At 42.6% G+C, this 15494-nt stretch carries 10 protein-coding genes and 1 pseudogene; 5 read left to right on the forward strand and 6 right to left on the reverse strand.

All coding sequences use genetic code 11. From position 1 onward, the window contains the following. Positions 1 to 9: 9 nt before the first annotated feature. Positions 10 to 1836, reverse strand: coding sequence for an aspartate--tRNA ligase (aspS, locus tag JMW85_RS06795; RefSeq protein ID WP_201581776.1), 1827 nt, complete (start codon positions 1834 to 1836; stop codon positions 10 to 12). A 368-nt stretch (positions 1837 to 2204) separates the two neighbouring features. On the opposite strand from aspS, the gene sohB reads away from it, so the two are divergent. The 5 genes from sohB to JMW85_RS06820 all read left to right on the forward strand — a co-directional run bounded on the left by sohB (position 2205) and on the right by JMW85_RS06820 (position 8016). Next, a complete protein-coding gene (gene sohB, locus JMW85_RS06800; protein WP_087815265.1) occupies positions 2205 to 3185 on the forward strand; it encodes a protease SohB in 981 nt (326 codons plus the stop codon). A 245-nt stretch (positions 3186 to 3430) separates the two neighbouring features. Further along, the gene (locus JMW85_RS06805; RefSeq protein ID WP_201501632.1) at positions 3431 to 4681 is read left to right on the forward strand and encodes an acyl-CoA dehydrogenase family protein; all 1251 of its coding nucleotides are present in this window, start codon (positions 3431 to 3433) and stop codon (positions 4679 to 4681) included. Positions 4682 to 4834: 153 nt separating this feature from the next. Continuing rightward, on the forward strand, positions 4835 to 6118 hold the full coding sequence (locus JMW85_RS06810; protein ID WP_087815267.1) for a phosphotransferase family protein: 1284 nt from the start codon (positions 4835 to 4837) through the stop codon (positions 6116 to 6118). Between the two features lie 68 nt (positions 6119 to 6186). Continuing rightward, positions 6187 to 6948, forward strand: coding sequence for a histidine phosphatase family protein (locus tag JMW85_RS06815; protein WP_087815269.1), 762 nt, complete (start codon positions 6187 to 6189; stop codon positions 6946 to 6948). A 198-nt stretch (positions 6949 to 7146) separates the two neighbouring features. Then, a complete protein-coding gene (locus JMW85_RS06820; protein WP_087815272.1) occupies positions 7147 to 8016 on the forward strand; it encodes an SDR family oxidoreductase in 870 nt (289 codons plus the stop codon). Between the two features lie 126 nt (positions 8017 to 8142). On the opposite strand, the gene JMW85_RS06825 is transcribed toward JMW85_RS06820, so the two are convergent. The 5 genes and pseudogenes from JMW85_RS06825 to JMW85_RS06845 all read right to left on the reverse strand — a co-directional run bounded on the left by JMW85_RS06825 (position 8143) and on the right by JMW85_RS06845 (position 15290). Beyond that, complete coding sequence (locus JMW85_RS06825) at positions 8143 to 9843, reverse strand: AMP-binding protein (protein WP_201581274.1); 1701 nt, start codon at positions 9841 to 9843, stop codon at positions 8143 to 8145. 750 nt (positions 9844 to 10593) lie between these two features. Then, a pseudogene (locus tag JMW85_RS06830) lies at positions 10594 to 12289 on the reverse strand (AMP-binding protein). Between the two features lie 564 nt (positions 12290 to 12853). After that, on the reverse strand, positions 12854 to 13648 hold the full coding sequence (locus JMW85_RS06835) for an ABC transporter permease (protein ID WP_109592779.1): 795 nt from the start codon (positions 13646 to 13648) through the stop codon (positions 12854 to 12856). 100 nt (positions 13649 to 13748) lie between these two features. Beyond that, positions 13749 to 14627, reverse strand: coding sequence for an ABC transporter ATP-binding protein (locus JMW85_RS06840; RefSeq protein WP_201501347.1), 879 nt, complete (start codon positions 14625 to 14627; stop codon positions 13749 to 13751). Positions 14628 to 14699: 72 nt separating this feature from the next. Continuing rightward, positions 14700 to 15290 (reverse strand): acyl-CoA thioesterase, encoded by a 591-nt coding sequence (locus JMW85_RS06845; protein ID WP_201581275.1) that lies wholly within the window; start codon positions 15288 to 15290, stop codon positions 14700 to 14702. Between the last annotated feature and the right edge of the window lie 204 nt (positions 15291 to 15494).

Raw genomic sequence — 15494 nt, forward strand, 5'->3', positions numbered from 1 at the left:
TTAGACCATTTATTGCGCAGGTTTGTTGGTGTCAGCCTGTGCTTTTTCGCGCACACGGATACCAAGATCACGTAGCTGCTTGCTATCGACTTCAGCAGGTGCTTGAGTTAGTGGACATTCAGCAGTTTTAGTTTTTGGGAAAGCGATAACATCACGGATAGAGTCAGCGCCTACCATAAGCATAATCAGACGATCCAAACCAAAGGCCAAGCCACCATGTGGCGGCGCACCGAATCTTAACGCATCAAGTAAGAAACCAAACTTGTCTTCAGCTTCTTGCTCGCCGATACCTAACGCTTCAAGTACCGCTTGCTGCATGTCGTAGGTATTGATACGTAAGCTACCACCGCCAACTTCTGTACCGTTCAATACCATATCATAAGCGATAGAGAGGGCAGATTCTGGGTTGTTTTTCAATTCATCAACAGAACCTTTAGGTTTAGTAAACGGGTGATGCATTGACGTCCAACGACCATCGTCCGTTTGCTCAAACATTGGGAAATCAGTGACCCAAAGTGGTGCCCACTGACAAGTAGTCATCTCAAGGTCTAGACCAATTTTTTGGCGTAGTGCGCCGATTGCGTCATTGACGACACTGGCTTTATCCGCACCAAAGAATATAATATCGTTGCTTTCTGCACCAGTACGCTCAATCAAGCTTACCAATACGTCATCGGTCATATTTTTGATGATAGGAGACTGAAGACCAGATTCTTGGTCAACGCCGTTGTTGATATTGCTCGCATCGTTAACTTTGATATACGCCAAACCACGTGCACCGTAAATGCTAACGAATTTGGTATAAGCATCGATTTGCTTACGGCTTAATGAAGCACCACCAGGGATACGTAGCGCAGCAACGCGACCTTTAGGATCGTTAGCAGGACCGGCAAATACTTTAAAATCAACGTCTTTCATTAAATCAGCAACGTCGATGAGCTTTAATGGAATACGTAAGTCAGGCTTGTCTGAGGCATAGTCACGCATAGCTTCTGCGTAAGTCATGCGTGGGAATTGCTCAAACTCAACATCCATCATGGTTTTGAATAAATGCTTAATCAAACCTTCGTTGATGTTCATGATTTCTTCTTCATTTAAGAAAGAAGTCTCAATATCGACTTGGGTAAATTCAGGCTGACGGTCAGCACGTAAGTCTTCGTCACGGAAACACTTAGCGATTTGATAATAACGATCAAATCCTGACACCATTAACAACTGTTTAAACAGCTGTGGTGACTGCGGCAAAGCAAAGAAGTTACCTGGGCGTGTGCGTGATGGCACAAGATAATCGCGCGCGCCTTCTGGTGTCGCACGAGTCAAGATAGGGGTTTCAACGTCTAAGAAACCATGGTCATCTAAGTAACGACGAATGGCTGACGTGGCTTTAGCACGGAAAACCATACGCTCTTGCATTTGCGGACGACGCATATCAAGATAGCGATATTTTAAACGCAAGTCTTCTGATACCGTGGTTTTCTCATCATTTAATGGGAAAGGCGGTGTTTCAGATTTCGCCAATACTTCAATTTCTTTGCCCAACAGCTCAATCTGACCACTGGTCATATTATTGTTTTCAGTACCCGCGTAGCGTTGACGTACGCGACCAGTGATTTTTAGCACATATTCAGGACGTACCGCATCAGCAGTTGCAAAGGCTTCTGGTGTATCAGGGTCAACGACGACCTGCAAGATACCAGCGCGGTCACGCATGTCTAAAAAAATCACGCCACCGTGATCGCGACGACGATGTACCCAGCCTACGATACTAATGGTTTGATCGATGAAGCTTTCGGTTACGGCTCCGCAATATTCGTCTCGATATTCGCTATGCGTCATAGTGCTTTGCGTCATAATATAATTATCCAGTTGTCAGCCCAATTCGAAATACAATAATGCAGCCATTGCTGTACGATTCAAGCTATCCGCTAAAAACGCACAAACACCGCGATTAAGACAAATGGTCATCACGTTGGCTACAGAAAATTTGGTGTAAACGCATATTATGCCTAATCTGCCCTTGTTATACAACCAGTGGCGTCCAATCAAAGCGTAGGAAAGTATCAGTAATGGGTGTATTTATTCAGTAACATCTGCATTGGGTTAAATATTGTCATTTTGCTTGAAAATATCAGCCACTGTGCACATATCAGGCTCACTTATAAAATCTTATTAAAATTATTCTAATCATGTAAGGAATGCTACTCATGCTTTTTCACCCTGCTAAGAACCCTGTTGAGCTACAAGTTGTTCATCTAAATAAAAGCCAAGAACAACGCCGTGAAGATTTAATGGAGGCAACTCAAGGTAAAGCCGCGCTTAAGCAATTCAAAAAAGTAATGGCTAAAAAAGCCAAGCAAGCATTGAAAGCAAAAAGCAAAAATAAGAAAAAAAACAGTGATAATAAATCACAAGTTTTCGTTCTCGACTTTGACGGTGATATCAAAGCCACGGCAGTCAAGCATTTACGCGAAGAAATCAGCACATTAATCAGCAGTGCAAATAAAGGCGATGAAGTCGTGGTACGTCTTGAATCAGGCGGCGGGTTGGTTCATGGTTATGGTTTGGCAGCAGCGCAATTGGCACGTCTAAAAGAGGCTGGTTTAAAATTGACAGTCTGTGTCGATAAAGTCGCGGCAAGTGGCGGTTATATGATGGCGTGTGTGGCGGATAACGTAGTGGCTGCGCCCTTTGCCATTATTGGCTCAATCGGTGTGGTATCACAGTTGCCAAACTTTCATAAATGGCTAAAAAATCATGACGTCGATTATGAGATGTTTACCGCTGGTGACTATAAACGTACTGTCACTATGTTTGGTGAAAATGATGCTGACGACCGTGCCAAATACCAAGAAGAGCTTGAGCAAACGCACGAATTGTTCAAACATTTCGTGAACACGTATCGTCCGGCATTGGAGGTCGCGAAAGTGGCAACAGGCGAGCATTGGTATGGCGAAGATGCACTAAAATTGAATTTAATTGACAGTCTGCAAACCTCAGACAGCTATATTTTAGAGCGTATGGAAGACAATGAAGTCTATGCGCTGCATTCACGTCAAAAGCCAACGCTGGCCGAAAAGTTGGGATTGTCACAAGCGGCAGAGGCCACCGTGAATATGGCGATTGATAAACTACCAGATGCGCTAGCACGCTTTGATTTTAATAGCCGTTTAAATATCCTAAAGTAGTTTTCAATTTTCCACTCTAAATAGATGCATTGTTTGTATTTTGTAAAAGGCGTGTCCTAGCGGGTCGCGCCTTTTTGCTGTTTATTCATAAATGCTGTGTTATAAATGTGGCATACAGAACAGAGTATACGCACGTACACTATAAAATTAATATTGGGCTTTTTATAAAAGCTTTATGTGAACGTGATGAAAATAATTAACCATCAGCAAGGAAAAGGATGCCAGCTATGTCTGAAAATACATTGATGTTTACCGCCACCGAACATGGTCAAACCATGCACGCCAAAGTCAAAGCATTTATCGAAACTCATATTGAACCAATAGAAGCACAGTTTTGGGCGGATTGTCATGCGCAAAACCCAGACGGTAATTGGAAAAATTGGCAATGGCCAGAAAAATACGAGAGTTTGCGTAAACAAGCACGCGAAGCCGGTCTATGGAATTTGTTTTTGCCAGATGACACGCTAGGGGCAGGGCTGTCGGTGACCGATTATGCACCGATTGCCGAGCTCACTGGACGCAGTTTATTAGCGCCTTATGTCTTTAACTGTAATGCCCCTGATAGCGGCAATATGGAGCTTTTATGGCGCTATGGTTCAGAGGAGCAGCAAGACAAATGGCTAACGCCAATCTTAGAAGGTAGAACGCGTTCGGTATTTTGTATGACTGAGCCTGATGTCGCCTCCAGTGATGCGACCAATATGCAAGCGACAGCTGTGGTTGATGGCGATGAGATTATTATCAATGGCAGTAAATGGTGGTCATCGGGTCTGGGTGACCCTGCGGTCGATATTTTGATTGTGATGGCGTACACGCCTGATGAGAATAAAGACCGTCATCATCAGCATTCGATGGTATTGGTCCCAGCAAAGACAGCGGGTGTCAACATCGAGCGTATGCTCAAAGTCTTTGGCGATTATGATGCGCCGCACGGCCATGGTGAAGTCAGCTTTGATAATGTACGTGTGCCAGTCAGTCACTTTATTGGTGGAGCGGGTATGGGCTTTGAGATTGCGCAAGGTCGCTTAGGACCAGGTCGTATCCACCATTGCATGCGCTGTATTGGCGCTGCCGAAAAGTCGCTAGAGCTGGCTGTTAAGCGCGGCATGGAGCGTACGGCTTTTGGTAAGCCATTATTACAACTGGGTGGTAATTTTGAGCGTATCGCTGAGGCGCGTATTAAGATTGACCAAGCGCGTTTATTGACACTATATGCAGCGCAAAAAATGGACGCGCAAGGCACAAAAGCAGCATTGACTGAAATCTCTGCTATTAAAGTGGTTGCGCCAACCGTGCTACAAGAAGTGGTTGATATGGCGATTCAGATTCACGGTGGTATGGGCGTTTGCCAAGATACCATGTTGCCTGCATTCTTTGCCCAAGCTCGAGCGCTGCGCTTAGCTGATGGTCCTGATGAAGTGCATAAAACCATGATTGCTAAGTTAGAATTAAAGCGTCAGGGTTTTATTCGTCCTTCTAAATCTGGTAAATCCTAAGTTTATTTATTCATAAACTTATAGAGATTGATTTAAATAACCATCTGCTTAACTTAATTTCTCATTGAAAGTCACTATTACGCCGTTAATAGTGAATTTTCATCCCTATACTCACTGATAAAACATAATTGACCACACGATAAGGAATGTCATATGGCAACTGCTAATCAAAGCAGCACTACCGTCAAAGAAGTAGCTAATAAAATCTTAGATAAAGGCGGCGAGGTTCGTGAGGGCGAAGAGCTTGATGCCAAAGCGGTCAGCTCATGGCTACGTGCTCAAGGCGTCGATATAGAAGGCGAGCCTACCGTTACTCAATTTTCAGGTGGTGCATCAAACTGGACCTATCGTTTGCAATATGAAGGCGAAGGTAAAAGTAAAAGCCAAGATTTAATTTTACGCCGTCCACCAAAAGGCACTAAAGCCAAATCAGCACACGACATGGTGCGCGAATATACGGTTCAAAAATCCTTAAAAGATGCTTATCCTTATGTACCTAAAATGGTCGCGTTATGTACGGATGAGTCCGTCATCGGTGCAGACTTTTATGTCATGGAGCGTATGGAAGGTATCATTCCTCGTGCCAATTTGCCAAAAGGCATCGATTTAAATGAAGAGCAAACGCGTGCATTATGTACCAATGTCATCGACGCTTTGATTGAATTGCATCAAGTCGATTATAAAGCGCATCCTGATTTGGTCAATCTTGGACGCGGTGAAGGTTACTGTGAGCGCCAAGTGACAGGTTGGGACAAGCGTTATGTCAAAGCCAAAACGCCCAATGTGCCAAGCTTTGCCTTGGTAAGACAATGGCTTGGTAAACATACGCCTGCTGACAGTAAGACTTGCCTCATTCATAACGATTGGCGCTTTGATAATGTGATTTTGGATGCAGCAGATCCGACCAAGGTGATCGGCGTACTTGATTGGGAAATGGCGACCTTGGGCGATCCTTTGATGGATTTGGGCAGCGCATTGGCGTATTGGATTGAAGAAGATGACAACATCATTATGCAGCAGTCACGCCGTCAGCCCACCCATTTAAAAGGCATGATGACTCGCGATGAGGTGGTTGCTTATTATCTTGAGCAGACAGGTCTAAAGATAGACAACTGGACATTTTATGAAGTGTTTGGTCTGTTCCGTCTAGCGGGTATCGTTCAGCAAATTTATTATCGCTACTATCATAAACAAACGACCAATCCCGCCTTTAAAAATTTCTGGATTATTGTGCACGTATTACATGCCAAATGTCTTAAACTAATTGCTCAATATGAAGGTGAGATTTTGTTTACTAGCCGAGTACAGCCGCATTTGCAAGATATAGGTGTTGATGCTGCGACGATTGAGCAGTTGCCAAGTCCTATACAGGCTGTTATTAAAGGTATTTTGCCAAAGAGCTATTTTGGACAAAGCGCACCTAAAGCTGAAGAGTAAGCAAATTAAAAATTGAAAATCTAGGGCTTTTAAAAATTATAAGAGTGCGATTAATAAGGCAATATTTTATGACAACCATACTTTTGGCCCGTCATGGTCAAGCGTCATTTGGACAAGAGAATTACGATCAACTCTCAGAGCTGGGTGGCAAGCAAGCGCAGATGCTAGGTCAGCATTACGCGACGACTCAGCGTCGAATTGATGCGATTTTTACTGGTAGTTTGGTTAGGCAGCAAGACTCTGCACATCATTTTTGGCAGCGTTATCAGTCATTTTTTGATAGCGATAGTAATATCTCTAGTAAGCCTGCGATCGATATGAGTGCAGCACCGGATAGCTATGTACTGCCACAATTTGATGAATTTAATCATAAGGACGTGTTGATAAAGTCTAATCCTGCTTTTATGAGTAAAGGTGCTATTGCGGCTGAGATTGCGCAAGCAGAAGTGCCGTCTATGCGTTTAGCGGAGTTGTTTGATGCCGCAATGCAGCGCTGGCATGCAGGTGAGAATGACGGTGATTATATTGAGAGCTGGTCACAATTTAATGAGCGGGCAAAACAAGCGCTTGAGCAAGTGCGTTTGCAAGTGGCTAATCTGAATTTAGAGCGTGATAGTACGGTGCTGGTGTTTACTTCGGGCGGCATTATTGCGGCTATTACCGCGCAGTTATTGCAGCAAGGCAGTCAGACTGCGTATCAAATTAATAAAAGCTTGGTTAATACGGGCGTAACGTCTATTACTTTAAAAGCGCAGAGTACACGGCTATTGTCTTTAAATGAATACAGTCACTTATTTGCTGATGGCAAACGCTTCGTGACGTGGCGATAACATAGCATGTGATGGCTGGTGGGACATCAGGATAAAATGGCTACTCTAAACACGTAGCCGATTTTTATGTTATTAAAATCGGCTATGATAATTGTTGAGTACTTTTTGTGTATTTTTATAACAGACAAGCCGCACTTATCAATTTGCGATATTATAGACTGTCAACTTCATATAATATGGATGTAAACAGGACGTTCTATGCAAAATAAATTGATCAATTTAGTCACCAAAAGCGCTAAACAAAGTAAAAATCAGCTATTTAGCGCGATTGTGCCCGCACGATACCTAAAAGGTTTAAATAAGCAGCAGATTGGTCGTGGTAAAACAGTATTAATCACGGGTGCCAGCTCAGGACTGGGCGAAGGTATGGCAAGATTATTTGCTAAGCTTGGCTATAATTTGGCGATTTGCGCGCGTCGTACCGATCGTCTAGAAAGTCTACAATCAGAGTTAATGGCAGCGTATCCTGATATTCGTGTTGAATATCGAGCATTAGATGTCAGCGACTATGATGCCATATTCGATGTATTTGGTGCGTTCGCAACTGACTTTGGTCATATCGATCGTGTGGTGGTCAATGCGGGCGTCGGGGATAGTCGCCGTATTGGTAAAGGGCGCTTCGATACCAACCGCCGCACCGTTGAAATTAACTTTGTCTCTGCGCTCGCGCAATGTGAAGCGGCGATGAATATATTCCGCGCACAAAACAGCGGTCATCTGGTGGTGATATCAAGCATGTCAGCAATGCGTGGACTGCCTAAGCATTTGACCGCTTATGGCGCAAGTAAGGCAGGTCTGGCTCATCTGGCAGAAGGCATTCGTGCTGATATGTTATTAACCAAATTGCCTATTAAAGTCTCGACCATTTATCCGGGTTATATCCGTACTGAAATTAATGAAAATGCCAAACCACTACCGTTTGAAGTGGATGCAGATACGGGCACCAAATCCATCGTTGCAGCGATTGAGGCTGGAGTCGATGAAGCTTGTGTACCAAGTCTACCGTGGTCTATTGTCGGTCAAGCAATGAAGCATTTGCCATTGCAAGTGGTCAATAAAGTCAATTAGTAACTATTTGACTTCATTGCTTTGGTATCAACAGCAATGAAGTCAAAAAGAAGACAATAAAAAACCCTCAGCATTAAAGTTGAGGGTTTTTTATTGTCTTCTTTTTAAAAATATAAAATCTATGCACTACAGGGTTTGAGGATTATCCGACATATGCTTTTCACGTAGCTTTTGACGCAATATTTTACCCACATTACTCTTTGGCAACTCACTGACGAATTCGATATGACGTGGGCATTTATAGCCAGTCAAATTGTCCAAAGCAAATTCTTTAATATCACTCTTGGTAACATTGTTATCAGCAGGGACGATATAAATTTTGACTGCTTCGCCTTGGTGGTCATCAGGAATACCGATCACCGCACAATCAATGATGCCTTTATAATCTAGCATGACTGACTCGATTTCATTTGGGAAAACGTTAAAGCCTGAAACCAAAATCATATCTTTTTTGCGATCAAGTAAAGTGATATAGCCCCGTTCATCCATACTGATGATATCGCCAGTACGGAAGTAACCATCGCTGGTAAAGTCATTGCTATTGTCTTTATTAAAATAGCCTGAAGTGATGTTTGGGCCTTTAATGCACATCTCGCCAGCTTGATGTAAGCCGACACGATTACCTTCATCATCAACGACAATGATATCTACGCTAGGGACTGGTATACCAATCGTACCGTTAAACTTGCGATCAGTGATGACGTTAGCGGTACCAGCTGCAACCCCTTCAGTCATACCCCAACCTTCGACCATTGGGCAACCAGTGACTTCTAACCAGCGAGCAGCTGTTTGTTCAGTTGCTGCCATACCACCTGCTTGTGAGATGCGCAGTGAGCTAAAGTCCAAGTCTTTAAAGGTTGGTTGATCAAGTAAGCCTTTAAACAAAGTATTCACCGCTGGCAATATATGGAACGGCTGTTTTGACAGCGTTTTAACAAAGCCTGGCATATCGCGTGGGTTAGGAATCAAGATAAAGGTGTAACCTGAGCGCATGCCTAACAGGGTCAGCATAAAGGCAAAAATATGATACAGCGGTAACGCCATGACCATATTGATATAGACCTCATTAATATCTGAGGTGATAGGGCGGTACCAAGCTTCTGACTGCATCGCAGCGGCGACGACGTTACGCTGAGTCAAAACAGCGCCTTTCGACAAACCAGTCGTTCCACCGGTATATTGCAAAATTGCTTTTTGTTGCAGTGTGGTTTTTGGTGCTTGGATAGGCAAGTTTTTGCCTTTTTTCAGCACATCAGGAAACTTGGTCACATCGTATTTAGGGTCATTCAGGTTATATTTAGGCACTAAGCGTTTGACCTGACGGATAACCGTATTAACCAAAATACCCTTTAGCCCCATCATATCGCCCATTTTCGAGAGGACAATACGTTTGATGTCGGTTTCTTCAATAACTTGTTCGAGTGCTTGAGCAAAGTTATCGACTACAAAAATAACCTGAGCACCAGAATCATTTAATTGGTGGCGTAATTCACGCCCTGTGTATAGTGGATTCACAGGGGTACACACATAACCCGCCCGCAAAATACCAATCATCGTTGGCAAATACTGTGGGACGTTTGGCATCATTAATGCGATTACACTGCCTTTAGGAATCCCTTGCGCTTGTAACCATGCGGCAACAGCAAGTGAGGCTTTATCCACGTCACCATAAGTATGCGTAACACCCATGCAAATAGTCATGGGGTGCATACGAAAGCGATTGAAACATTCCTCATATAGCTCTATGAGGCTCTCATATTGATCAGGATTAATAGTCTTGGGTACGTTTTCTGGATATTGCGCAAGCCAAGGTTTATCTACTGTCATACTTAGCGTCCTTAAATGTTAAGGTTCTATAAAAAAGTAGTCACATCCCTGTCAACAATATAAATCATCGCTTTGAAAGCAATGGATTGTCGCGTGCTATCCTATCAATTCACAGACTGCTAAAATACGTTGGCCTCTATATAAATTATTTAACTACAGATTCATCTAGCTATAAAAAGTGAGCGTCTAAATAGAGTAAACAGCTGGTTAATATTTTTGAAACTACAAAAATCGCCACCTGCAAATAATGCTCCTGAACTCACGTGAATAGAGCATGTTATCAACTTACTCTAATAAAAAACAGCATCACTTATTTTTACAACACATTAACATAACTACAATTGATATTGTTATTCTTATACAAGAACTTAATAGTTTACAATTAAGTTTGATAAAGTAAAAAATATATGTTGTCACAATCTAAAGGATAAGCGGTTTGTAGGCGGTGATGAACGGTTTTTTTCCTTTAAATATCACCAGCGATTATATTAGCATCTTTTTCTATAGGACATTTATTGTGTGATAATTTTAACAATATGGTTACAACATGAAAAATTTCTGTATGAGGATTATGAGGTATATTGAATATTCGCGAACAGTATTCATTAGCAGTTCATTGCTTTTAATTTTGCTTTACAAAAAGACAATATCTACCAGCACTCTGATTCAATGTCCACCATGACTTAAGTTTTTGCATAAAAAAGCGCTCTGCATATGATGCAAAGCGCTTTTTGACGACTGGTGCTTTATTTACGATTGCGGGTTTTCCGACATATGCTTTTCACGCAGTTTTTGACGCAGTACTTTACCAACATTACTCTTTGGCAACTCACTTACAAATTCGATATGACGTGGGCATTTGTAACCAGTCATATTGTCTAACGCAAAATCTGTGATAATTTCTTTGGTTACATTGTTGTCGGCAGGGACGATATAGATTTTGACTGCTTCGCCTTGACGCTCGTCAGGAATGCCAATCACTGCGCAATCAATAATACCATCACAATCTAGCATGACCGACTCAACCTCATTTGGGAAGACGTTAAAGCCTGACACCAAAATCATGTTTTTTACGATCTAGTAATCTAAAATATCCTTTTTCATCCATGCTGACGATATCGCCAGTGCGGAAGTAGCCATCTGTCGTAAAGTCATCACGACTGTCTCTGTTAAGATAGCCTACCGTGACGTTAGGACCTTTTACACACATCTCACCAGCTTGGTTTACACCAACGCGATTGCCTTCATCATCGATGACAATGACATCGACACTAGAGACAGGCACACCAATCGTACCGTTAAATTTACGATCTGTGATGATATTGGCTGTACCCACGGCAACACCCTCTGTCATGCCCCAACCTTCAATCATGGCGCAACCAGTGGTCTCAAGCCAACGTGCAGCTGTCTGTTCAGTCGCTGCCATACCACCCGCTTGCGAGATACGTAATGAGCTAAAGTCCAAATCTTTAAAGTTTGGATGATCAAGTAAGCCTTTAAATAAGGTATTAACCGCTGGCAATATATGGAAAGGCTGTTTTGATAAGGTTTTGATAAATCCTGGTATATCACGCGGATTGGGTATCAAGATAAAGGTATAGCCTGAGCGCATGCCGAGTAGACTCAACATAAAGGCGAAAATATGATATAGCGGTAACGCCATGACCATATTGATATAAACCTCATTAATCTCTGAGGTAATCGGCTTGGTCCATGCTTCTGACTGCATCGCAGCGGCGACGATGTTACGCTGAGATAAAATAGCCCCTTTAGACAGCCCTGTTGTTCCACCCGTGTATTGTAAAAATGCTTTTTGATCCAATTGCATTTTTGGCTTGTGGAACGGAAGGTTTTTACCTTTCTTCAATACATCAGGGAACTTGGTCACTTCGTGCTTAGGGTCATTCAGTTTGTACTTAGGTACTAAGCGTTTGACCTGACGGATGATGGTATTCACCAAGATACCTTTTAACCCCATCATGTCGCCCATTTTTGAGAGGACAATCCGCTTAATATGGGTTTCATCAATGACTTGTTCAAGCGCTTGGGCAAAGTTATCGACCACAAAAATAACCTGAGCACCCGAGTCGTTCAACTGATGGCGCAGCTCACGACCAGTATACAGTGGGTTAACAGGGGTACAAACGTAGCCTGCCCGCAAAATACCAATCATCGTTGGCAGGTATTGCGGAACGTTTGGCATCATGAGTGCAACCACACTGCCTTGAGGTAGACCTTGCGCCTGCAACCATGCGGCAACGGCAATCGAAGCTTTATCAACATCATCGTAGGTATGCGTCACGCCCATACAGATACTCATAGGGTGCAGACGAAAGCGCTCAAAGCATTCTTCGTACAGCTCCATGATGCTGCTATATCTATCGGGGTTGATGGTCTTTGGTACACCATTAGGATAATGGGCAAGCCAAGGTTTATTCGGCGTCATAGTCAGCGTCCTTGAAGTTTGAAATAGGGTAAATTCTGTAGTAAAGCAGCCATATCCGTGTCAATAAAACACATCAGCGCTGACGTAAACCGTTTGCCGCTGAGAGTAGTAATATCCTTATCTATTGACTGGCTGCTAGGTTTTATTGCTATCGTACAAAACGACTTAATCATTATTAAAGGATAATGACGTCAATTGAACGAACAGATCGCTTAATCATAAAAGCATTTTTGCTCTGAAATAAGCTCTACCTGTTATCTAACACTAAGGTATCAAAAAATAATGATACATTTAAGCAATACAGTAGCATGAATATCATCAAATACTATACTAGTATGAAATACTGAGCAGTGCATAAATAAAGCTGAAAAATATGATTTTTATGGAATTTCACGTGACTAGATAGATGCGCTGTTTGTCATTTAAGATACGCTATTCGACACTTAATAAGTATAGAAATGAATGAGTATAGAAGGATGAGTGAAGCAAAAAAGTTATCATAGCCAACATCAATATATCAACTATAGATTTGTCAGCACTCCAACTGAATGCAGTTATGCTCAATTATTCAGGTAATATCAGTTGCTTGTTTTGATTAAAAAAGCGTCGATAAATGAGTAAAGCGCTGATTGTACAGCCGAGCGTACTGCTCACACATATCAAAAACATAGTGACTATCTGATAGCGAATCGCTTGAGTGGGGTCAGCGCCAGCCAATATTTGACCCGTCATCATTCCGGGCAAGCTAACAATACCGACGACTAGCATAGAGTTCAGCGTTGGAGTCATGCCATTGACAATGGCGGCGCGTATTGGTTCATGCACTGCTTCAAATGGGCGAGCAGATAGGCTGAGCATCATCTCTATACGTCCTTGCTGCTCATGAAAGGATTCAATCAACTGGTTGCTGGTCAATGAGATAGCGGTGAGCGAATTGCCCAATATTAGCCCCAATATAGGAATAACGAATTGCGGTGTGTACCAAGGCTGTACTTTTAAAATAACCATGATGGCTATGGCAGTGACTAATATAGCCGAAGCGCTTACTGCTAACAAAGTGTCAGTTAACAAACCTCTATAGCTACGTTTGACGCGATTTTTGGCAGCAGCGCCTGCAATCAAGGTCATGATGGTCAAAATTAACAGGACTTCATACCACTGTTCACGAGCGAAAATCCATGCCAATATTAAACCGATAAAACTAAGCTGGAGCACCGTGCGGATAGCCGCGATTAACAGCGTTTTGGTCAGCTGTAAGCGTAGCCGCCAAGAGATAATAAGAACGATGATAATTAAGCTGCTGGCAAGGGCAATATCACCGTAAGTTAAAAATACTTGTATATCATCTGTACCGCTCATAGTGGCTCATTATATAAACTGACGAATATAAGATAGACGTTAATGCGAATTTGTTAAGAAAAGTCATCTTAAAGAGTGACATGACAGGCTTAGCTCAACATTAGAATATCTCAGTTAATGCCCCTGCTTGCATCTGCCAATGCTGATCGGCTAACGGCATGATGTCTTGTGTATCGTGAGTTACCCACAGTAATGTACGCTGCTTATCTGCCTGTAACCAATTCATGAGTAGATTGACGAGCTGGGCTGATGTGTCACTGTCTAGGGCCGCAGTAGGCTCATCTAGTAACAACACCCGTGGGTTCAATTGTAAGAGGCGTAACGTGTTGACCAGTTGCCGCTCGCCGCCCGATAGATGATAGACTTCTTGCTGCAAAAAGTCAGCGCTGCGTTGCAATTGCTCAAGCTGTGCGATATGCCAGTCGATATCAAAGTCAAGGTGCTGATGCGCTTGTAGCTGATAAGGCATTTGCAAGTTCTCAAGTACACTGCCTTCTAATAATTGTGGGTGCTGGGCGAGTAGGGCAACGTGCGTGCGCCACTGTATCGGTGCAGTATCATGGATACTACAATAAGCACTACTGGTTGATTGGTCATCACGGCGCAAACGCACATTGCCGCCGCTCATTGGCAATAGTCCAGCCAATACCCGTAATAATACCGATTTACCACTACCAGAACCGCCTGTCAACACGGTTACTTGACCTGCTAACAGCCTGCCTGTGGCGCCATCGATTAATAATCGTTGATGAGCAGGTATGATTGGCTGAGAGACAGTGTTTGGTCTTAGTTTGCTGATCCATCTTTGATAAATGGTAGATAGCGCAGATGTTGTGGCTTCTATGGCTTCCATATTTTTGTTATTAATACTTTTATCGCCAACCTTGTTATCATTATAGGCAGGTATGCTGGCTGTACGTTTACTATGTACCTGAATATTCTCGAATATCAGTATCGGTTTATTATTATGAAGATGCATAAGTCATTATCGCCAATTATTCAGCCACTAAATATCCAATCATTAAGTATCTAACTACTAATTATCCAGCCACTAAGCATTCAGCTGCTCGTGGATCGCTTGCTCAATGGCATCGCGTAAATGCTTTGGAACACGAATAGGGCGCATGGGCGTGGCACTAGCAACCGCAGTATCTGCCTTACTATTGGATAGCGGTTTGGTTTTGACTTGGTTTTGCACACAAGCAATGCCGATTTTGCCACTACTTAATAAGCTGCTAGCATTAGCATTGCTATTAGCATAATCAGAAGAAAGGCTGTCTGGGCTGTGACGATAAATGCTCTGGTAAAAGATAATGCTGGCAGGTTTTAACTCGACTTTATCGATGCGCACACTGATGACTTCATCTAACAAAATAGCTCTTTTGTATTGCAAGTCTGCTTGACTGACGACAAAATGCTGAATTTCTCCATCGTCAGTCTGCAAAAAATACCCATTCAAATTCAGTTCCCCAAACCAATCACGGCGGCAGTTTTCAAAAAACACCAAATGATTGGCATGGTAGACTATACCGCCGGCATCAGTATGGTTAATATAGACGTTATAATTTTTGGTAAACAATGGCGTATATTCGCCGTCTACACTTGCCACTGTGTTTGTATTTTTGCTGTTATTTTTTATCATAAAGATGCTCGGTCATTGTTTTAATAAATATTGTTCGATGTTCATGATTCGATGGCCAAAATTTGATAGCAGCCATATTAACCACAACTACTCTAGCTTAAGATATCAGGGCGCGCAACAGTTAGGTCGGTCGACGTCTGTTATGATAGCGGATTGTGCACTTTCATAGCCCATTTCTTTATATTAGCACCGTATTTTCATCAA

Origin of the sequence: Psychrobacter glacincola (assembly GCF_904846075.1) — a bacterium.
GTDB classification, from domain to species: Bacteria; Pseudomonadota; Gammaproteobacteria; order Pseudomonadales; family Moraxellaceae; genus Psychrobacter; species Psychrobacter glacincola_C.